A 21,116-nucleotide genomic window follows, 5' to 3' on the forward strand; every position below is an offset into this window, starting at 1 on the left:
CCCACCCTGACCATTATTACTTATCGTTTAAAGCTACAACTCCAGGTAATTCCTTACCTTCCATAAATTCAAGTGAAGCTCCACCGCCAGTAGAGATATGGCTCATTTGATCAGCCATTCCGAACTTTTCAACCGCAGCTGCTGAGTCTCCTCCACCAATAACTGAGTATGTATCTTTTGCATCTGCTAATGCTTGACCAACTGCTTTTGTTCCGTTAGAGAATGCATCAAGTTCGAATACACCCATTGGTCCATTCCAAATAACAAGTTTAGAGCTCTTAATTGCATCTCTATAAATTTCTCTTGTTTTTGGTCCGATATCAAGTCCTTCCCAATCACTTGGAATTTCATTGATTGCCACTTCTTTAATATTAGCATCGTTTGAGAAGTCATCTGCAACAACTATATCAACAGGCATTAAGAAGTTAACTCCATTTTTCTTTGCTTTTTCCATAAATTCTTTAGCAAGATCAATCTTATCTTCTTCTAGTAAAGACTTTCCTACTTCATGGCCTTGAGCTTTTATAAATGTATAAGCAAGACCTCCACCGATGATTAAGTTATCAACTTTATCAAGTAGGTTATCAATAACACCAATCTTATCTTTAACTTTTGCTCCACCAATAATTGCTGTGAAAGGACGTTCAGGGTTAGATAATGCTTTTCCAAGTACTTCTAACTCTTTCTCCATCAAGAATCCAGCAACTGCAGGAATATGTTTTGCAATTCCTTCTGTAGAAGCATGTGCACGGTGAGCAGCACCGAATGCGTCATTTACATACACATCTGCAAGTTCAGCAAAATTCTTCGCTAGTTCTGCATCATTCTTTTCTTCACCAGCATAGAAACGAACGTTTTCAAGAAGTAATACTCCACCTTCAGGAAGACTCGCGATTGCTTGCTTTACTTCTGGACCAAATGCCTCATCTGTTTTTGCAACTTCTTTTCCAAGATGTTCCCCAAGACGCTTAGCAACAGGAGTTAATCTTAACTCTTCTACTACTTGACCTTTTGGACGACCAAGATGACTTGCAAGAACAACCTTTGCACCTTGTTCACTTAAATATTGAATCGTTGGAAGTGCAGCACGGATACGTGTGTCGTCAGTTACGACACCATCCTTCATTGGTACATTGAAATCAACACGACAGAATACTGTTTTGCCTTTAACATCAATATCTCTAACAGACTTTTTATTCATTCGAAAAAAGGCCTCCTTATTTGATCTAAAAGTTAAGAAAAGCGTAAGCGCCTTGCTCAGCCTCAGGCAGGCATAAGGCGAATCACGCAGGAAATCTTGATTTCTGAAGTGATTTGACTTAAGACCCCGAGGGGCTAGGCGCTGGAGCTAGACAGTAAAACTAGGTATAAATATATCACTTCCATACCTACCATAAAAAGGGAAGGGGATTACCCCTTCCCCTTTTTTATCTTATTAAGCTTGTGATTAAAGACCTTTAGAAGCGATATATTCAACTAGGTCAACAACACGGTTTGAGTAACCACTTTCGTTGTCATACCAAGAAATAACTTTAACCATGCTACCTTCCATAACCATTGTAGAAAGAGCATCAATTGTAGAAGAAGCTGGGTCTCCATTATAGTCACCAGATACTAATGGCTCTTCACTGTAGTTAAGGATTCCTTTTAATTCATTTTCAGAAGCAGCTTTGAAAGCAGCATTTACTTCTTCAACTGTTACATCCTTCTCAAGTTCAGCAACTAAGTCAACTAGAGATACGTTTGGAGTTGGAACACGCATAGCTCCACCGTTTAATTTACCTTTTAATTCAGGTAATACTAGAGAAACTGCTTTTGCAGCACCAGTAGATGTTGGAATGATGTTCTCAGCAGCCGCACGAGCACGACGTAAATCTTTGTGTGGCAGGTCAAGAATTTGTTGGTCATTTGTGTATGAGTGAACAGTTGTCATCATTCCACGCTTAATACCAAAGTTGTCATTTAATACTTTAGCAAATGGAGCTAAACAGTTAGTTGTACAAGAAGCGTTAGAGATTACATCATGATTAGCAGCATCATACTTATCATGGTTAACACCCATAACGATTGTGATATCTTCGTCATTAGCAGGTGCAGAGATAATTACTTTCTTAGCTCCAGCTTCTAAGTGTTTTGCAGCGTCTGCACGGTTAGTGAAGAAACCAGTAGATTCAACTACAACTTCTACACCTAATTTACCCCATGATAATTTAGCAGGGTCACGCTCAGCAGATACTTCAATTGTTTTTCCGTCAACAACAAGATTGTTACCATCAACAGAAACTTCAGCATCTAATTTACCATGAACTGAATCATATTTTAAAAGGTGTGCTAGTGTAGCAGCATTTGTTAAGTCATTTACTGCAATTACTTCCACATTAGGATTTTTTAATGCAGCACGGAAAACTACGCGGCCGATACGACCAAAACCATTAATACCAACTTTTACAGTCATTATTTTTCCTCCTTAGATTGAACCTTTAATTTTATATTAGAGGTTAACTCCTATGTCTTTAGTAATTCCCCCATAATTCGACAAGTTAAACCTATCAACTTAAGTGAATGTCCTTTTGACTATTAAAAGTTATCCCCGAATTAACTCTTTTGCGGCACCTTCATCGGTAATTAGCAGTGTATCGTGTGCTTGCTTTAAGTATGCTTGAATGGCCATCGCTTTAGACGCTCCACCCGCTACTGCAATTACATGTTCAACATTTGCTAAATCTTCTAACTGTAGACCAATTGTTTGTACTTTATGAACCACTCTACCATCTTCATTAAAGTAATAACCAAAAGCTTCTGCTACTGCATTTCCATCAATGATTTTCTTCACATCATCTGGAGCAGTTTTTCTACGCTCAGCCATTGTTATAGCGTCTCCAATCCCATGAATGACAATACTTGAAGATTTAATTAATTCAAGAACCTCTCTTATTGATGGCTCATTGATCATCGTTTGGTAGGTTTCATTACTAACAACATCTGGTACATGTAAAAGACGGTAATTTCCCGAAGCTCTTTCAGCCATTTTTGCACAAATGGTATTTGCTTGGTTTTCTACTTGCTCACCAAGCCCACCTCTTCCTGGAACAAATAAAATCTCTTTATTCTTTGGATCAGGTGTCATCATCTCTGCGATGTCTGCTAAAGTAGTTCCACCATTAACAGCGACGATATTATTACCAGTAAGACTCGACTTTATACGTTTAACACAAGCTCTTCCTAATTCTTTTTTTACCCATGGGAATTGATCACTATCACCAGCAACGACTATTACATCTTTAATTTGCAACTTTTCTTTCAATTCGTTTTCTAATACGTTTAAACCTGATATTTCCTTAATGATATCTTCCAGTTGATTCAATACAAATGCGCCGTCTTTTGTTATGGTCATTCCTGCTATTCCTGCATCAATGAGCTTTTGGTCTTTCAAAAATTGAACCTCAGTACGTAAAATACGTTCGCTTTGTCCAAGACTAATTGAAAGATTCCTTCTTCCGATTGGTTGCATGAGTCGTATGTATTTAAGAATTTCATAACGCTTTTGCATAACTGGGAGAATATCGGGTAATAATCTTTTTTGTACATCTACTAATGATCGCATGTATTATTTCCCCTTTTTTACTATACGGGACAGTTTTTGTCCCGGTGTGACATATTATGTCCCGGCTACAGTAAAAAAAAACGCTATTCCCACGTTTTAAAAAGTATTAATCGCTTGCTACATGTTTATTCTAACAGGAGTAATTTTTTTATTCAACATTCTTATGCCTATTTTTTTCAAGTAAACGCTTTCTTATTACATCTTTGTGAATAATCCCATATTCTACTTCTTCCCCATCAATTTCTACTACCGGTATCATTATTTGATACTTCTCTAAGAGCACTTCATCTTTGTATATATCAACTTCCTGAATATCTAATTGAAACTCTTCCTTTAAATCTTCAAGTACTTTTTTCCCTTTTACACACAACGGACAATCCAGCTTTGAATACATAATTACCTTGATTTGACTCATACTGTTTACTCTCACTTTCTAATATCTTTTTCTCTTATTTGATCCTTGTATTCCTAATTGGTCTCGATATTTCGCAATGGTTCTGCGTGATACGACAACTTGATATTCTTGTTCTAATAGTGACACTAGCTGTTGATCTGATAATGGCTTTTGCTTATTTTCTTTTTCTATTATGTCCTTTATTAAACTCTTAAGCTGAATGGATGAAAGATCAACTGATGATTTATCGTTCACCTGATTACTAAAGAAGGATTTAATTTCAAACGTTCCATATGGAGTCTGTACGTATTTTCCTCTTGCAGCTCTACTTACCGTGGATTCATGAATACCTAACTCTACAGCAACATCACTCATCGTCAACGGTTGTATGTGCATAGGTCCCTTTATAAAAAAAGAACGCTGCTTTTTAATAATTTCTGTCATGACTTTTAAGATTGTTTGCTTTCTTTGTTCAATACTCTTTTCAATCCATAGATATTGATTATATTTCTCTTCTAAAAAAGACTTTGCTTCAGGATTTATGTCCCTTAGGTTGCTATATTGTTTATTCAAAGAAAGCTGGGTTGTATTAACAGCTAGAAGGGTAAACAAGACCTCTCCTTTTACGACTTCAATCTTTACTTCTGGTTTTATATAGCTAGTTGTCCAGTGTTGAAATTGACTGCCTGGCCGTGGGTTTAGCTGTTGAACTAAGTCGTAAACTTTCTGAATTTCTTTCACATCTACTCTAAGAGCTGTGGATATTTCCTTCCATGATTTATTGGCAAATGGCTCAAAGTATTGGTCAATCACTTCAGTCGCTAACGGGCTAGTGTCTGGCTTCTGAAAAAGTTGAAGCAGTAAACACTCCTGTAGGTTACGTGCGCCAACTCCTACTGGATCCAATTGTTGGATGACATCTATCGTTTTTGTAACAATCTCAATATTAATACCAAGGGATGTTGCAAGTTCTTTTTCAGATTGTAGCAAGTATCCGTTATCATCTAATGAGGCTATCACATATTTTACAGCAATCTGTTCTTGATGAGATAAATCAAAGTTCACTAACTGCATGCATAGATGATCGGACAATGACAACACATTCTTCCCTATATAATCAATGGGTTTTTTTGAAACTCCACCAACCCTTAGGTTGCTATAAGATCGTTCCTTTAATTCCATAAGTGGATTTTCTAGTGATAATTGCTGAAGAAAATCTTGCAATTCGATAGAAGAATACTGCAATAAAGTAATGGCTTGTGTAAGCTCTTTAGTCATCGATAACTTCAAGGACTGCTTTTGGAATAACCCTGCTTTTATCTCCAAACTTACGCCCCCTATCCAGATTCGCACCTTATATTTGTTCATTCACAATTAATTTTCATGTATGTTCGATCAACATTGTCTAATCCTAAAAGAAATAGATATCTTACCTTTAGAACAAGTATCTATATTTTATCATTGATAAGGGTGAATGTAATGAAAAAAGAGGAGATCGTTTACGCAAATTCATTAACTGGAACAATCGGAGAACAAACTAACACTGAAGAAGCTAAAGAGGCTATGGAATTTGCGCAAGAATACACACCCATCCAACAAATGTGGGAGGTTAACCCTGTTGATACAGATGAATATGATGGGGTTATAGGGTATAAGGAACAATAAAAAAAGCTGTCCCATCAGCTTAATGCTAAATGGGACAGCTTTTTGGTTGTGTTATAGCGCCCTCGACAGGATTTGAACCCACCCTAAGAGAACCGGAATCTCTCGTGCTATCCACTACACTACGAGGGCATAAAAATACCGCTTCATTATTATATGCGATGAATAAGACAAATTGCAAGAGTAAGCATGTTTAAAATGTCGGAAGAAGGGTATCCTTATTAAAGGATTTCTAGACACAAATTTTCTTATACATATAAAGGGTACGACTCTTAAGCATGATTCCATTAATTCATGAATAAGATAGTTTTAACAGGAGCTTTTGTTTGACCTTTATTGACCTTAGTTGTATGATAATATCAAGTAGTACATAACTTTTAAAGGTTGATCATCGACCTTTAATCATTAACCCATAAAGGAGGAAATTAGAATGAATTTAATTCCTACAGTCATTGAACAAACCAATCGCGGGGAACGTGCGTATGACATTTATTCTCGTTTATTAAAAGATCGTATTATTATGTTAGGTAGCGGTATTGACGACAATGTGTCAAACTCCATTGTTTCACAGTTACTTTTCCTAGCTGCAGAAGATCCAGAGAAGGACATTTCTTTATACATCAATAGTCCTGGTGGTTCAATTACCGCTGGAATGGCAATCTATGACACGATGAATTTTATTAAACCACAAGTATCTACTATTTGTATTGGTATGGCAGCTTCTATGGGAGCATTCCTTTTAGCTGCAGGTGAAAAAGGTAAACGTTTCTGCTTACCAAACAGTGAAGTAATGATTCATCAACCATTAGGTGGTGCTCAAGGTCAAGCAACTGAAATTGAGATTGCTGCTAAGAGAATCTTATTCCTTCGTGATAAGTTAAATAATATTTTATCTGAACGTACTGGTCAACCACTTGATGTGATTGAACGCGATACAGAACGTGATAATTTCATGACTGCTGAACGTGCACTTGAATACGGTCTAGTAGATAAAGTAATCTCACGCAATAATGATGATACTGTAAAGAAATAAATTAAAGTAAAGAAGGCTATCATTTTTGATAGCCTTTTTTTAGTGTGTAGAAAAAGTAATCTATTAAAAACTAGGCTGATTGAAAACGCTTGAAGTCGAGGCACGTTCCCTTGTGAGGAGCAGAGTTACCATGAGGGTAATGAGCACCGATCAAGGGAGAGCAACGAAGAATGCGAGCGTTTGTCAACAGCCTGAAGGCTATCATTTTTGATAGCCTTTTTTTAACCTTCTTGCCCTACAAACTTAGTTAATGCCTCTAACGCTTCTTGTTCATCATTTCCTTCAGTAATAATTGTGATGTTTGCACCAGAACTAACCGCTAAACTCATTAATCCCATAATACTTTTAGCGTTTACCTTTTTGCCATCCTTCTCGATAAATACATCTGAACTAAAGCGATTTGCTTCTTGGACAAAAAGGGCTGCGGGTCTTGCCTGTAAACCTGTTTTTAATAAAACCTCTACTTGTTTTTGTGCCATGATTGTTCCTCCTCATTCCTTTTTCTCTTGAATAGTACTTACATATTATAAAAAAGAATTGCTTTCGATAACTTAATTAACCATTGATGCTAGATCTTTCTGATCATACTCTCTGACCCGCACGAATCTTGTCTGCAATTTCATCTATTTTACGAAGGCGGTGATTAATACCAGATTTACTAATTTGTCCTGTTGATACCATTTCCCCTAGTTCCTTTAAGGTGACGTCTTGGTATGTGACCCGTAGTTCAGCAATCTCTCGTAATTTATCTGGTAAGATTCCTAATCCTACAGTTTCATCAATAAAACGTATATTTTCTACCTGACGGATCGCTGCACCGATTGTTTTATTTAAATTTGCAGTTTCACAGTTAACTAGACGATTCACTGAGTTTCTCATATCTCTTACAATTCGAACATCTTCAAATCGTAGCAGGGCCTGATGACCGCCAATGATATTTAAATATTCGGCTATTTTTTCAGCTTCTTTAAGATAGGTGATAAATCCTTTTTTACGTTCTAAGGTTTTACTATTTAATTCAAACGAATTCATCAATTCACATAATGATTCATTATGCTCTGTATATTGTGAAAACACTTCAAGGTGGTATGAAGAGGTTTCAGGGTTGTTGACCGACCCTCCTGCTAAAAAGGAACCTCTCAAATAGGAGCGTTTACAACATTTTTTTTGAATGAGCTCGCTTGAGATATTTTTTATGGTCGCAAATCCTTCTTCAATAATTTTTAAATCTTCCAATATATCTTTGGCTTTTTCAACAAGCCTAACGATGTATACATTGTTTTTCTTTAACTTCATTTTTTTTCGTACTAGAAGCTCTACACTTACCTGATAACGCTTTTTTAATAAAACATAGATTCTTCTTGCAATAGCTGCATTCTCAGTCTGGATATCAAGCACTACTTTTCGATTGGAGAATGATAGCATGCCGTTCATCCGAATCAATGCAGCAAGCTCTGCTCTAATACAACATTCTTTACTCTCTAAATTCGTCAATTCTTTTTTCGTTTCTGATGCAAATGACAAAACATCACCTCATTTTCCGGTAAAACAGTGATTATCACTTCATTTACTCGTTCTAGTTGAATTCCCTGTTCTCGTTGTTTGTTCAATGCTTGACGGATGTTTAGTCTAAGCCTTATGTTGAATCATTTCGTATAAGACTGCCGCTACTTTATTTGTATCATGACGGATGACTCCATCTTCATAACTCACTATTTTATCATGGATAATTTCTAACCCAAGCGATTTTAGTCTCTCAATGTCATAAATAACTGGTTTGGCTAATTCTTTTGCATACCGATGCTTTATTTCTAATGGAATTTCACCATCATTGACAATGATCGTGCTTATAAAATCCATTCCCATATGATCATTTAATGCTTTGACATGATCACTGGCAGTATAGTTTAAGGTTTCCCCAGCTTGAGTCATCACATTGCATATATATACTTTCTTAGCCTTAGAATTTAACACTTCTTCCCCTAGTTTAGGTACAAGTAGGTTAGGGAGAATACTTGTATACAGACTTCCTGGTCCTAATATAATTAGATCAGCTTGTTCTATAGAAGACAAGGTTTCTTGTAATGGTTCAATTTCTTCGGGACTCAGGAAAACTCTTTTAATCCTTTTTCCAGAGTATGGAATTTTTGATTCCCCTGTTACGACTGAACCATCCTCCATTTCAGCATTTAAAACGACACTTTGATTTGCTGCTGGTAGTACTCTTCCTCTTACATTTAAGACCTTGCTCATTTCACTAATCGCATGGACAAAGTCACCTGTGATCGTCGTCATCGCTGCTAGAATCAAATTACCTAGCGAATGGCCTGATAAACCGTTTCCATTCTTAAACCGATGCTGAAATAAATCTTCTACTAGTGGTTCAACATCAGATAATGCAGCTAAGACATTTCGAATATCTCCCGGGGGCGGAATATCCATTTCATCGCGGAGTCGACCAGAGCTTCCACCATCATCAGCAACTGTAACTACTGCCGTTATATCAACAGGTAAATACTTCAATCCTCTTAATAAAACAGATAAACCGGTTCCCCCACCTATGATTACAATTCTGGGTTGATTGGAATCTGTCATCGAGCTTCTTTTCTCCTCTCAATGTCCCGGTGAGTAACATGTGTGTCATAGTCCTTACCAAAATAGGTTGTGAAATATTCAGCAAGTGTAACCGAACGATGTTGTCCACCTGTACAACCGATGGCAATGACAAGCTGACTTTTCCCTTCCCTCTTATACTGAGGAATCATAAAAGCAAGTAAATCTCCTAGCTTTTCGATAAACTTTTGTGTTTCACTCCATTTTAATACATATGACGAAACCTCTTCATCTAATCCTGTCTTAGGCCTCATTGTATCAATATAATGAGGATTCGGTAAGAATCTAACATCAAAGACTAAGTCTGCGTCAATTGGTAATCCATATTTAAACCCAAAGGACTGAATATTGACGGTGAAGGTATGATTTGTGTGTGCTGAAAAATGGTTCAAAATTTTCTCACGAAGTTCTCTTGGTTTTAACTCAGATGTATCATAGATAATCTGTGATCTCCCTTTGATTTCTTCAAGCATTTCACGTTCTTGTTCAATTCCTTTTAATGGAGAATCTGTTGGTGCTAATGGATGAGATCGTCTCGTCTCTTTATATCGGCTCACTAATGTAGAATTCTTTGCATCAAGAAATAAAATTTGAGGAGTAATCCATGATTTTTCACTTAAGTCATCTAGTGCTTCAAAAAGATTGACAAAAAATTCCCCTCCACGCAAGTCCATAACAAGGGCTACCTTATTCATCTTACTGCCTGACTCCTTCATCAGCTCGAGAAATTTTGGTAATAGACTTGGAGGTAGGTTATCCACACAGAAATATCCTAAATCCTCAAAGCTTTGAATCGCAACTGTTTTTCCAGCGCCTGACATTCCAGTAATAATAACCAATCTTAAATCATTTGTGGATTCTTCACTCATGTTTTAGCCCTCCTGACAAAGTAAATTGATTTGTAGACATTTATGTTGATTTAACTTGGGTCTAATCGGTATGAGAGTAATTCAAAATCAGGTGTATATGTAAATGTACCATATATAACTCCTGTGCCTTTCGCAACATAATCAATAATATGATAATCACCAGGGGCCATTGGTAATTGAGAGACATCTTGAAGTGGGTGCCAGCCTAGGATTCCTTCTTCACATTCATCCACATTTTCACCATCAAAATCGGTTGCTAGGAATGTAAACATCATCCATTCGTAAGTGATTTGATTTCCTTCTTTAATTAGAATAGTGAAAATCCCTTTGATCATCGGGTTTTTTATGTAAATTCCTGTTTCCTCTCTATATTCACGTATACATGAGTCTCTGACAGATTCACCTTGCTCCATTTTCCCGCCAGGAGCTACCCACCAGCCTCGTCTGGGCTTTTGAAGTAATAATACATCATTGTCTTTCAATAAGACACAATTTGTAACTCGTTGCAACGTCTTTCACCTCAAATTCACTGTTAACATCAAAGATGCCTTTTGACGTTTTTAAGATTTCTTTAATGGTTTTCACTACTAATAGTTAACCAAGTTTATCTTATTATACTATTTCTCTATATGAGTAACAATGAACATGGATTGTTTATTTTTGTTATTTTCCAAATTCAAACAAGAAAAGCGGCTTATGCCCCGAGTGGCTTGACTCTGAGGATAGACACCAAAACAGGGATCGTATTTATTTACTTCTTGTTTATGTAAAGGCTATTTTGTATGGAGAATGTTGCTATTAATGCCGCAGGCTGAATACACTCCGCGTCCGGCGGGTGACCAGTGAGCCCGCAGGAGTCTACGTGTATTCAGCCTGCTTGTACCTACCAGTTCAATATTTTATATCTAAAAACAACAGCTTGCGAATACACCCATAAAAAAAAGAGCACGAACCTCTAGGCTCGTGCCAAAATGTATCTATTTATAAAAGGGGGTCAATTACTACCCTTATCATACTAGATAATTGTTTCATACATGTTACAGCAGGGTTAAATAGTAATTACGTCTGCTTATTTTTTAACACATTGTCTTTTACTAGGCCTTGAATTTTTCAAGTAACTCTTCTACATAGTGTTGTGCACTTTGAGCAGCAATACTTCCGTCACCTGTAGCCGTCACAATTTGACGTAGAGTTTTTTCACGAATATCTCCTGCAGCAAAAATACCCGGAACTCTTGTTTCCATTCGGTCATTTGTTTCAATGTAACCAGCTGCATTTGTCACACCTAAGCCCTCAAATGGCTTTGAAAGTGGGACCATCCCAATATAGATAAATACGCCATCAGCTGAGAATTCTCTTTCTTCACCTGTTACCGTATCCACTAATGTGACACTACCAACTTTTCCTTCTGAATCATTGATTTCCTTGATTGTAGAATTCCAAATGAAATCAATTTTTTCGTTGTCAAATGCACGTTGTTGAAGAATTTTTTGTGCACGAAGCTCGTCACGGCGATGTACAATTGTTACCTTTGTCGCAAATCGAGTCAGATATACCCCTTCTTCAACGGCAGAATCTCCTCCACCTATAACTACTAGCTCTTTGCCTTTGAAGAATGCTCCATCACAAACTGCACAATATGACACACCACGACCACCAAGCTCTTTTTCACCTGGCACTCCGATTTTCTTATATTCTGCACCAGTCGAAATGATGATTGAACGCGCTTTGTATTGTTTACTTCCGGCAACAACTGTTTTGTATTCTTCACCATCAATAATTTCTTTGATATCACCGTATGCATATTCTGCACCAAATTTCTTTGCGTGCTCAAACATTTTATTAGAAAGGTCAGGTCCTAAGATATGGTCGAAACCAGGATAATTTTCAACATCCTCTGTATTCGCCATCTGGCCACCAGGTATCCCTCGCTCTAACATCAACGTAGACAAGTTTGCTCTAGATGTATAAACAGCTGCAGTTAATCCAGCAGGACCTGCACCAGCGATAATCACATCGTAAATTTTTTCTTCAGTCATGTGTTTGTCACTCCCCTAAATGATTCATATGATATTTATAATTGTTTTACTAATTTACTCTTTCCATACTAACATCCTATAAAACAATCATCATATCGTCCATTTTTTTGCTCATTGAAGGAGTTCTTTCACATATTTTACATATTTCGTAATGGTTGCTTGTGATATGTTATATTTACTAGCCATCTCTTTTTGACTAACATGTGATAGTTGGTGTTTTCTCCACATGTATTCAGTTGCAGCAGCCCATGCAGAGCAATTACTTACATGATAGTTTCGAAGGATTGCTTGGTCATAGATCATAAACCATGTTAAGTAGAGCCCTTCGGTTGACGAGCCATTATTTTTGTTTTGATTAAATAACAACTCGACAACTTGGTATCCTTGTTCTATATAATCTGGTGATTGCTTTTTCTTCCTAGATCTGTTTAATTGACAGATGTATTCAGCAAATTCCAGTTCAAGTGTAGCGTGTAATTCTAACCCATCAATATCGTCTTTTGTGATCGACTTGTTTGTCTTACTTAAAAGATAAAGACCGTATAATCTTTCTTCAATATAGTCTCCTTTAAGCCAACGATCTAATATATCATTAAAGTTCTTGGTTTTACCATCTGCCCATGGCTCTGAACCCTTTTTATCAGGATTTTCTTCAAGCACGCGTTCCCAAGCGCTCTTAGCTACATCCAGTCGATTTGTAAAATAAGCTGAATGACTTAACCAATAATAGAACGTTTCATCTCCTTGGAAGCCTTGCTTGTGCAAGTGGCGTAGCCATTTATATGCAAGATCATATCTTCCAACAAGACCAAAAGTAGCACCAAGCTTATAACGATGTTCGACTAGAATTGGATGAATCGACTCTAAACGTCCGACCAGCTCTTTTACTTTTTTGTTTTTGCGTTGATAGTATAGAAACACAAGCATATTACATAATGCATGAAGGTTCCCAGGATTTTTGTCTAGTACCTCCTCTAACATTTCTGCCGCTTTTGCTACCTCTCCAGAATAAAAATAAGCAAGGGCTAGGTTGTTATAGGCTGACCAGAAATCCGGATACAAACTAATTATTTCCTTCAATAATTGAATTGCCTGCTCTAACTCTCCGTTTTCCAAGTATTCTCTTGCCTTTTCTTGCTTCACGATTAGTTCATCTTGTAATTCAAACTCTTCTTCTTCAACATCGGATTCAATACTCAATAATTCTAATAAATCTTCGGTATCCTCTATAAATTCTCCATCAGGCTCCATCTCTAAATAAAGGTTTGCATATTTATATGCTTCCTGAAATAACCCAAGATGTGCGTAGTTATTTGCCATAAAATAAAAACACTCTGTCATCTCAGAATCTACTTTCTCAATGACTGATAAAAGAATTCTATTGGATTGAGTATACTCGCCAAGTTCCGTTAAAACGACCGCTAATTGACAAAGAAACATGGAGTCCTCTGGCTGTATTTGTATCGCTCGTTGTAGATGTTTTTTTGCTTTATATATATCACGTTTCCGATAGGCTTTTAATCCCTTTTTGAAATAATACTCTCCCGTTTGAAGAAACGGAATGATCTTTGCGATTTGATGTTGTCGGTCGTTCATTGTATTTTCTCCCATCGAAACCTCCAAATTTAATAGCTTACCGAAGAAAGTATACCATATTGTATAAGAAGAAAATAGTGCGTGTTGGCCAGTTGACAAAAAGAGGCAGTCCATAAGTGCCAAGTACTTATGGACTGCCTCTATAAATAGATAGGCTGCACATTGAAATCGTAGTTACAAGCAGGCTGAATACACGTAGACTCCTGCTCAGACCAGTGGCCAAAGTGAGACCCCACAGGAGCATTGCGACGAAGGAGGCTCACTGGTCACCCGCCGGACGCGGAGTGTATTCAGCCTGCGGCTTTAAAAGCAACAATCTATACGAAAACAATCAAAATATAAGTTATCTTCTCTTTTGAAGTGCGTTTAACACTTCATCTAACGGAAGTTTTTGTTCTCTTAATAAAACTAGGAGATGGAATAGTAAATCGGCCGTTTCCCATTTCAATTCTTCTGGATCTCTATTTTTAGCAGCAATAATTACCTCAGAAGCTTCTTCACCAACCTTTTTAAGGATTTTATCTACGCCCTCCTTAAAGAGATAGGTCGTATATGAACCCTCTGGTCGTTCTGCTTCACGCTCGGCAATGATTTGCTCCAATTCATTAATAATAGCAAATCTGTCAGCGTCTGTTTCTTTTGGCTCATCATCCAGGATACTTTCAGGAAAACAGCTATAATTTCCTTTGTGACATGCAGGACCTTCTGGTTGGACTAGCACAAGTAATGCATCCTGATCACAATCGTACTTAATATCAGTGATGTTCTGAGTGTTTCCAGAGGTTGCCCCTTTATGCCACAGTTCCTGTCGTGAACGACTGTAAAACCATGTTTGCCTTGTTTCAAGGGATTTTTGAAGCGATTCTTCATTCATATAAGCTAGCGTAAGTACTTCCTTACTTGTTGCATCTTGAACGATGGCTGGAATCAGCCCATTTTGATCAAATTTTAGTTGTGAAGGAATATTCATCGTACATTAACCCCCTGTTCCCTTAAGGATGCTTTTACTTCTTTGACAGAAGTTTCTTTATAGTGAAATATACTTGCAGCTAAAGCAGCATCGGCTAAACCTGCCTCAAATGCTTCTTGAAAATGACGAGCATTTCCCGCTCCTCCTGAAGCGATTACAGGAACAGAAACAGCTGAACTAACTGCACTCGTAAGGTTTAGGTTAAACCCGTTCTTCTCACCATCACTATCCATGCTAGTTAAAAGGATTTCACCTGCACCACGGCTTACAGCTTCTTTTGCCCATGCAACAACTTCCCAATCTGTCGCATTACGTCCGCCATGCGTGTATACCCGCCATGAACCTAATTGTTCATCATATTTTGCATCAATTGCAACAACAATGCATTGAGCTCCAAAAAAGTTGCTACCCTCAGTAATCAATCCTGGATTGCCTAAAGCCGCAGTGTTTAATGAAACTTTATCAGCGCCTGCTCTCAAGATTTTCTTCATATCCTCAAGAGAGTTAATCCCACCGCCAACTGTGAATGGGATTGCAAGTTGTGATGCCACTTGTTCAACAACCTCAACCATTGTTTTACGACCTTCATGTGATGCAGAAATGTCCAGAAATACAAGCTCATCTGCACCTTCTTCATCGTAGAATTTGGCTAGTTCAATTGGGTCTCCAGCATCTCGAAGTCCCACAAACTGGATTCCTTTTACTACTCGACCATCTTTCACATCAAGGCAAGGTATAATTCGTTTAGTAATCATTTACCCCTCACCTCTTCTATTGCTTCTGTGACCGTAAATTGATTTGTATACAGAGCTTTTCCAACAATAGCTCCACCTACACCTGTTTCCGTGTACTCGTTTAGATTTTGTAAATCTTTAATCGAACTCACTCCACCAGATGCAATCACTTCTTTACCTGTTGCTTTTGCCATTTCAACTACCGCTTCGATATTTGGTCCTGATAGCATGCCATCTGTTGCAATATCAGTAAATATGAAAACTTCTGCTCCTGCATTTGCAAGCTCTTTTCCAAGATCGGTTGCTTTTATTGACGATGTATTCAACCATCCCTCTGTTGCTATATAGCCATCCTTTGCATCAAGTCCAATCGCAATTTTAGAGCCATATTTTTTAAGCATTTCTTTTACAAAGGATGGGTTTGAGATTGCCGCACTTCCAAGGATTACACGAGAGACACCATTGTTTATATAATACTCAATATCTTCTTCAGAACGGATTCCTCCACCAATTTGCACCTTAGCAGAAAGCTCTTTTGCTACTTTTATCACATATTGATCATTTACAGGTTTACCAGCTTTCGCACCGTCCAAGTCAACCATATGAATCCACTCTGCCCCTTCATCAGCAAAGCGTTTTGCCATATCAAAAGGTGAGTCACCATAAACTGTTTCTTGATTATAGTCCCCTTGAATTAAACGAACACATTTCCCACCACGCATATCGATTGCCGGATAAATAATGAAACTCATACAATTACCTCCCTTCTACAATTGCAGCATAATTTTTCAAGATGGTTAATCCAACCTCACTACTTTTTTCAGGATGAAATTGAGTCCCAAAAACAAGACCATTTCCCACAACTGCAGGAACTTCAACATCATATGTACTGCTTGCAAGGACAACATCCTGATCATTCGTGTTTACATAATAAGAATGAACAAAGTATACATGTCCCTCATCTAATGAGGCTAATAACGGTGATTTCGTGTTAATATTCAGGTTATTCCAGCCCATATGTGGAACCTTGTACGTTTCACCAGTTGGTGTTTTACCCGGAAAACGAATGACTTCACCTGTTAATAGGCTCAGTCCTTCTGTTTGACCGTTTTCCTCACTTTTATCAAACAACAACTGCATTCCTAAGCAGATCCCTAAGAGAGGACGACCTGATTTTACACTGTCTTTAATATAGTTTGTTAATCCTGTTTCATTTAGAATTGACATCGCATCCTTGAATGAACCTACACCAGGAAGAATTAGACCTTTTGCTTTGTTTAAGACTTCAGGAGAGTCAGAAATGACATACTCATAATTCATACGTTCTAATGCTTTACTGACACTATGCAAATTGCCCATTCCATAATCAATAATACCGATCATTCTATAACATTCCTTTCGTCGAAGGTACTCCCTTCACTCTCGGGTCTACGATTGTTGCCTCATCAAGTGCTCGTCCTAACGCCTTAAATACTGCTTCAATCATATGGTGTGTATTTGTGCCATAGTGAACGATGACATGAAGATTCATTCTTGCTTCAAGTGCAAGCTTCCATAAAAATTCATGAACTAACTCTGTGTCAAATGTTCCGACTCTTGAACTAGGGAATTCCCCTTTCAATTCGAAATGAGGTCGATTGCTTAAATCAATCACAACTTGAGCCAATGCTTCGTCCATTGGTACAAAAGCGTTTCCGTAGCGCTTGATTCCTTTTTTGTCTCCTAATGCTTCTCTTAAAGCTTGACCAAGACAAATACCAATATCTTCAGTTGTGTGATGATCATCAATCTCAGTGTCACCATTTGCATTGACAGTTAAATTGAACTGGCCATGTTTTGTAAATAAATCAAGCATATGTGTTAAAAAAGGAACACCAGTCTCTAAGTTTGACTGACCCTCTCCGTCTACTTCAAAGCTCAGCTTAATATCTGTTTCATTCGTCTTACGTTCAACCACTGATTGTCTAGACATTTTATTCCCTCCATCTGGTGGTGCCTGGCACCTTATGTGGGACAATATTAGTCCCGCTATTCTTTATTTTAGACGTTCTTCGATTGCTCTTGCATGTGCATCAAGGCCTTCTAATCGAGCAAAGGCCGCAATTTTTGCACCGTTCTCTTTGATTGCTTGTTCACTATATGAAATGATACTAGATTTTTTCACGAAATCATCAACACTTAATGGGCTTGAAAATCTTGCTGTTCCGTTTGTTGGTAGAACATGATTAGGACCTGCAAAATAGTCACCAATAGGTTCTGAACTAAAACGACCTAAAAAGATGGCACCTGCATGGCGAATTTTACTCATTGTTGCCATCGGATCAGCTGTCATGATTTCTAAGTGCTCTGCAGCTAAATCATTTACCGTTTCAATCGCTTCGTCCATTCCATTGGTAACATAGATCGCCCCGAAGTCTCGAATCGATGCTTCAGCAATTTCTTTGCGTGGAAGGTCCGATAATTGCTTTTCAACCTCTATTGAAACTGCCTCTGCCAACTCCATTGAGGTTGTTACTAAAATACTTGACGCTCTTTCATCATGCTCAGCTTGTGACAACAGGTCAGCTGCAATTTCATTTGCTCTTCCTGTTTCATCGGCTAGTACGACGATTTCACTTGGGCCAGCAATCATATCAATATCAACACTACCAAATACTTCTCTCTTTGCTAGCGCTACATAAATATTACCAGGACCGACAATTTTATCGACAGGTTTTATCGTGTCAGTTCCGTATGCGAGAGCACCTATGGCTTGGGCTCCTCCTACTTTGTAAATCTCTTGTACTCCTAATTCGTTTGCAGCAACAAGTACTCCAGGTGGAAGTGAACCATCCTGACTAGGAGGTGATACCATTACAATTCTCTTAACACCTGCTACCTTAGCAGGAATGACGTTCATTAAGACCGAAGATGGATAAGCAGCCTTTCCTCCTGGAACATACACACCAACTGCATCTAGTGGGGTGATCTTTTGACCTAACATCGTTCCATTTTCTTGCATGGTCATCCAAGATTGTCTGACTTGTCGACTATGGTAGTCTTCAATATTAGCAGCTGCTTCTTTAATGATCTCTATTATTTCGTCAGTTAAGGAAGAATAGGCTGTAGCGATTTCTTCTTTTGTTACTTTTAAATCTTCTAATAGAACACGGTCAAATTTTTCTGTATAGCGGATGATTGCCTGGTCACCATCGTTTGCAACATCATTTAAGATTGCTAGAACGTCTTTTCGTTGCTCTTCGGTCCCTTGGTCAAGTGTTCTTTTAAGTGATACAGCACTTGAAACACGTTCGATTTTCATATTTTTCACCTCTAATATCGCTTATAATCAAAAATACGTAGTTTTTAAAACTTCCATTCTCTGCGAACCACTTGCTTTCCGCGGGCATCACAGCGAGCAACAAATATTCTAATAAGGGTAGTTTCGTAAACTTTGTTACTACTTACAAACTCAGTAGTCAATTTCCACTCCAGGTGCGATCTTTCCTTGGTGCAGGGATGACCCACTCGTCGCGAAGCTCCTGCGGGGTCTCATCTGTCCTGCACATCCCGCAGGAGTCTCGCACCTTCCGTTCCAATCGACCATAAAAAAATACATAGTATTTTACAAAAAAGAAATTTCTCTAAAAAAGATCTCTTAAATAATTTCTGACAATCTTTCAACCAGTTCGTCGATCATTTTGTCCTTAAGACGATAGCTAACTGGGTTGACGATTAGTCTTGAGGTTATGTCGACGATATGTTCAAGTTGGACAAGACCATTTTCTTCAAGTGTTCTTCCTGTTGAGACAATATCGACGATGCGATCAGCTAAGCCAATCATTGGAGCTAACTCAATGGAACCATTTAGCTTGATAATTTCAACTTGTTGACCTTGTTCACGGAAATAGCTTGATGCAACATTCGGATATTTTGTGGCAACCTTTGGCGCAATATCGCTCATTTTCGTGCCCGGTAATCCCGCTACTGCCAAATGGCATGCACTTATTTTTAAATCTAGCACTTCATACACATCACGTTCTTCTTCCAGCATGACATCTTTCCCTGCAATACCGATATCAGCAACACCATGTTCTACATAAGTCGTCACATCCATTGGTTTAGCAAGGATAAATCGGAATGATTCTTCTGGTACATCGATTATTAACTTACGTGAATCATCAAACTCCGGAGGAAGCAGATATCCTGCTTTCCGTAATAGCTCTGCCGCTTCTTCAAAGATCCGCCCCTTAGGCATGGCAATTGTTAAAACCTCTCGCATTACTCTGCCCCCTTTTTACCTTTCCCTATAAAATAGGTCACTTCATTAAATGCATTTGCACAAGCATCCACATCATTAATCCCACTAATATCTTGTAGAATAACTCTCTTTCCATTTGCACGCTCACCGGTTGCAAATTCAATAGCTGCACTTCGTTGCTCTGAGCTAAAAATGACGCAATGGATATCATCCTGTTCCTCAGTATAATCAAGTGCTTCTATTAAACGATCAAGACGAATTCCAAATCCTGTTGCAGGAGCTGAACATCCGAATTTCTCCAAAAGCTGATCATAGCGCCCGCCATTACCAATGAGAAACCCAACATTCTCAGCATACACTTCAAATAAAATCCCAGTATAGTAACTCATATGACTTACAAGGTTAAAGTCAATCTTAATGTGTTCAGTAACCCCATAGGCTGCCAACTGAGTCCATAACTGATCTAATTCTTCGACTGTTTCTCTGCCATTCGCACTTTCAATAATATCCTTTGCATCCGCTATTTTCGTTTCGTTTCCTCTTAATTGTAGGAGTGATAGCAGTTTTTGCTTATCAATAGAAGACAAAGGTAAACTCTTTACATGCTCTCTATATCCAACATAGTTTTTCTCATACAAGAATCGTCTAAGAATATTTGCTCTTTCTTCATTTCCTAATATTTCTAAAAATAGTGTATTGACATAACCGATATGCCCAATAGCAACTGTAAACTGACTGAGACCTGCTTTCTTAAGTGAAGAAATCATCAATGCAATAGCCTCTGCGTCACAGCTGATTGTCTTATCCCCGATGCATTCTACCCCAATTTGTTCAAACTCTGCCGGGCGTCCACCTTCTCTTTGCTGTGCACGGAATACATTCGCTGAATAAGCTAATCTTAATGGATGTCCTTCTTGAAATAGCCTTGAAGCAGCTACCCTAGCAATCGGAGCTGTCATATCAGGTCTAAGAACTAATGAATGTCCTTGCTGATCTAATAGTTTAAATAATTGTTGATCAAGAATGGCTGAAGCCTCGCCAATCGTTTCATAATATTCCAATGTTGGTGTTTCAATAAATTGAAATCCCCAACTATTAATTTCATCTGACATTGCAGATCGAACCTTCTTCTTCATTTCATATAAAGAAGGTAATGTATCACGCATACCTAATGGTTTTTCAAACATAAATAACATGAACCAGTCCACCACCATCAATATTAATTTTCTTTATTTATCCAGCAAACACTTTAGTTCGCTAATATGCTAATAAGTTGAAGTTATTAGTAAGTTTACAACTCTCAAAAACATTCGTCAACCTAAAACAGTTAAGTTTTTTGATATTTTTGATTAATAAAGTCTC

Annotated in this window: 22 protein-coding genes and 1 tRNA gene; 2 read left to right on the top strand and 21 right to left on the bottom strand. The window is 37.9% G+C overall.

Annotation, left to right across the window (positions count from 1 at the left end; all coding sequences use genetic code 11):
- Positions 1-16 precede the first annotated feature (16 nt).
- The 5 genes from BLQ56_RS17075 to rpoN form a co-directional block, all read right to left on the bottom strand.
- Positions 17-1,201 (bottom strand): phosphoglycerate kinase, encoded by a 1,185-nt coding sequence (locus BLQ56_RS17075; protein ID WP_090857115.1) that lies wholly within the window; start codon positions 1,199-1,201, stop codon positions 17-19.
- A 246-nt stretch (positions 1,202-1,447) separates the two neighbouring features.
- Complete coding sequence (gene gap, locus BLQ56_RS17080; RefSeq protein WP_090857121.1) at positions 1,448-2,455, bottom strand: type I glyceraldehyde-3-phosphate dehydrogenase; 1,008 nt, start codon at positions 2,453-2,455, stop codon at positions 1,448-1,450.
- Positions 2,456-2,584: 129 nt separating this feature from the next.
- Positions 2,585-3,604 carry a sugar-binding transcriptional regulator gene (locus BLQ56_RS17085; RefSeq protein WP_090857123.1) on the bottom strand — a complete coding sequence of 340 codons (1,020 nt, stop codon included), beginning with the start codon at positions 3,602-3,604 and terminating at the stop codon, positions 2,585-2,587.
- A 148-nt stretch (positions 3,605-3,752) separates the two neighbouring features.
- Positions 3,753-4,019, bottom strand: a complete 267-nt coding sequence (locus BLQ56_RS17090; protein ID WP_386756473.1) for a glutaredoxin family protein — start codon at positions 4,017-4,019, stop codon at positions 3,753-3,755.
- Positions 4,020-4,037: 18 nt separating this feature from the next.
- Entirely contained in the window at positions 4,038-5,324 is a 1,287-nt protein-coding gene (gene rpoN / locus BLQ56_RS17095; protein ID WP_090857126.1) for an RNA polymerase factor sigma-54, read from the bottom strand.
- Between the two features lie 153 nt (positions 5,325-5,477).
- Between rpoN and BLQ56_RS17100 the strand changes: the two genes are divergently transcribed.
- Positions 5,478-5,663, top strand: coding sequence for a hypothetical protein (locus BLQ56_RS17100; RefSeq protein WP_090857129.1), 186 nt, complete (start codon positions 5,478-5,480; stop codon positions 5,661-5,663).
- A gap of 57 nt (positions 5,664-5,720) precedes the next feature.
- Here BLQ56_RS17100 and BLQ56_RS17105 read toward each other — a convergent pair.
- Positions 5,721-5,792: transfer RNA gene (locus tag BLQ56_RS17105), tRNA-Arg, on the bottom strand.
- Between the two features lie 298 nt (positions 5,793-6,090).
- Here BLQ56_RS17105 and clpP point away from each other — a divergent pair.
- Positions 6,091-6,693 (top strand): ATP-dependent Clp endopeptidase proteolytic subunit ClpP, encoded by a 603-nt coding sequence (gene clpP, locus BLQ56_RS17110; RefSeq protein ID WP_090857132.1) that lies wholly within the window; start codon positions 6,091-6,093, stop codon positions 6,691-6,693.
- A 221-nt stretch (positions 6,694-6,914) separates the two neighbouring features.
- Here clpP and BLQ56_RS17115 read toward each other — a convergent pair whose 3' ends face one another.
- The 15 genes from BLQ56_RS17115 to BLQ56_RS17185 all read right to left on the bottom strand — a co-directional run bounded on the left by BLQ56_RS17115 (position 6,915) and on the right by BLQ56_RS17185 (position 20,950).
- A complete protein-coding gene (locus tag BLQ56_RS17115) occupies positions 6,915-7,172 on the bottom strand; it encodes an HPr family phosphocarrier protein (protein ID WP_090857135.1) in 258 nt (85 codons plus the stop codon).
- A 103-nt stretch (positions 7,173-7,275) separates the two neighbouring features.
- Positions 7,276-8,217 carry a DNA-binding protein WhiA gene (gene whiA / locus BLQ56_RS17120; protein WP_090857138.1) on the bottom strand — a complete coding sequence of 314 codons (942 nt, stop codon included), beginning with the start codon at positions 8,215-8,217 and terminating at the stop codon, positions 7,276-7,278.
- 105 nt (positions 8,218-8,322) lie between these two features.
- Positions 8,323-9,288, bottom strand: coding sequence for a gluconeogenesis factor YvcK family protein (locus BLQ56_RS17125; RefSeq protein ID WP_090857141.1), 966 nt, complete (start codon positions 9,286-9,288; stop codon positions 8,323-8,325).
- A complete protein-coding gene (rapZ, locus tag BLQ56_RS17130) occupies positions 9,285-10,175 on the bottom strand; it encodes an RNase adapter RapZ (protein ID WP_090857144.1) in 891 nt (296 codons plus the stop codon). Before rapZ ends, BLQ56_RS17125 begins: the two co-directional genes overlap by 4 nt.
- A gap of 50 nt (positions 10,176-10,225) precedes the next feature.
- Complete coding sequence (locus BLQ56_RS17135) at positions 10,226-10,684, bottom strand: NUDIX hydrolase (RefSeq protein ID WP_090857147.1); 459 nt, start codon at positions 10,682-10,684, stop codon at positions 10,226-10,228.
- Positions 10,685-11,269: 585 nt separating this feature from the next.
- The gene (gene trxB, locus BLQ56_RS17140; protein ID WP_090857150.1) at positions 11,270-12,214 is read right to left on the bottom strand and encodes a thioredoxin-disulfide reductase; all 945 of its coding nucleotides are present in this window, start codon (positions 12,212-12,214) and stop codon (positions 11,270-11,272) included.
- Positions 12,215-12,325: 111 nt separating this feature from the next.
- Positions 12,326-13,825, bottom strand: coding sequence for a tetratricopeptide repeat protein (locus BLQ56_RS17145; protein WP_238457306.1), 1,500 nt, complete (start codon positions 13,823-13,825; stop codon positions 12,326-12,328).
- A 328-nt stretch (positions 13,826-14,153) separates the two neighbouring features.
- Positions 14,154-14,780, bottom strand: coding sequence for a bifunctional phosphoribosyl-AMP cyclohydrolase/phosphoribosyl-ATP diphosphatase HisIE (hisIE, locus tag BLQ56_RS17150; protein ID WP_090857153.1), 627 nt, complete (start codon positions 14,778-14,780; stop codon positions 14,154-14,156).
- Positions 14,777-15,535: an imidazole glycerol phosphate synthase subunit HisF gene (hisF, locus tag BLQ56_RS17155; protein ID WP_090857156.1), complete on the bottom strand. Its 759-nt coding sequence runs from the start codon at positions 15,533-15,535 to the stop codon at positions 14,777-14,779. The genes hisIE and hisF overlap by 4 nt, the downstream gene beginning before the upstream one ends.
- Positions 15,532-16,266, bottom strand: a complete 735-nt coding sequence (hisA, locus tag BLQ56_RS17160) for a 1-(5-phosphoribosyl)-5-[(5-phosphoribosylamino)methylideneamino]imidazole-4-carboxamide isomerase (RefSeq protein ID WP_090857159.1) — start codon at positions 16,264-16,266, stop codon at positions 15,532-15,534. The genes hisF and hisA overlap by 4 nt, the downstream gene beginning before the upstream one ends.
- Positions 16,267-16,270: 4 nt before the next feature.
- Complete coding sequence (gene hisH / locus BLQ56_RS17165) at positions 16,271-16,897, bottom strand: imidazole glycerol phosphate synthase subunit HisH (RefSeq protein WP_090857163.1); 627 nt, start codon at positions 16,895-16,897, stop codon at positions 16,271-16,273.
- 1 nt (position 16,898) lies between these two features.
- Positions 16,899-17,486: an imidazoleglycerol-phosphate dehydratase HisB gene (gene hisB, locus BLQ56_RS17170; protein ID WP_090857166.1), complete on the bottom strand. Its 588-nt coding sequence runs from the start codon at positions 17,484-17,486 to the stop codon at positions 16,899-16,901.
- A gap of 63 nt (positions 17,487-17,549) precedes the next feature.
- Positions 17,550-18,815, bottom strand: coding sequence for a histidinol dehydrogenase (gene hisD, locus BLQ56_RS17175; RefSeq protein ID WP_090857168.1), 1,266 nt, complete (start codon positions 18,813-18,815; stop codon positions 17,550-17,552).
- Between the two features lie 336 nt (positions 18,816-19,151).
- The gene (gene hisG / locus BLQ56_RS17180; RefSeq protein ID WP_090857171.1) at positions 19,152-19,775 is read right to left on the bottom strand and encodes an ATP phosphoribosyltransferase; all 624 of its coding nucleotides are present in this window, start codon (positions 19,773-19,775) and stop codon (positions 19,152-19,154) included.
- Positions 19,775-20,950 carry an ATP phosphoribosyltransferase regulatory subunit gene (locus BLQ56_RS17185; protein ID WP_090857174.1) on the bottom strand — a complete coding sequence of 392 codons (1,176 nt, stop codon included), beginning with the start codon at positions 20,948-20,950 and terminating at the stop codon, positions 19,775-19,777. The genes hisG and BLQ56_RS17185 overlap by 1 nt, the downstream gene beginning before the upstream one ends.
- Positions 20,951-21,116: the final 166 nt, after the last annotated feature.

It is taken from the genome of Litchfieldia salsa (genome assembly GCF_900104555.1).
Lineage (GTDB): Bacteria > Bacillota > Bacilli > Bacillales > Bacillaceae_L > Litchfieldia > Litchfieldia salsa.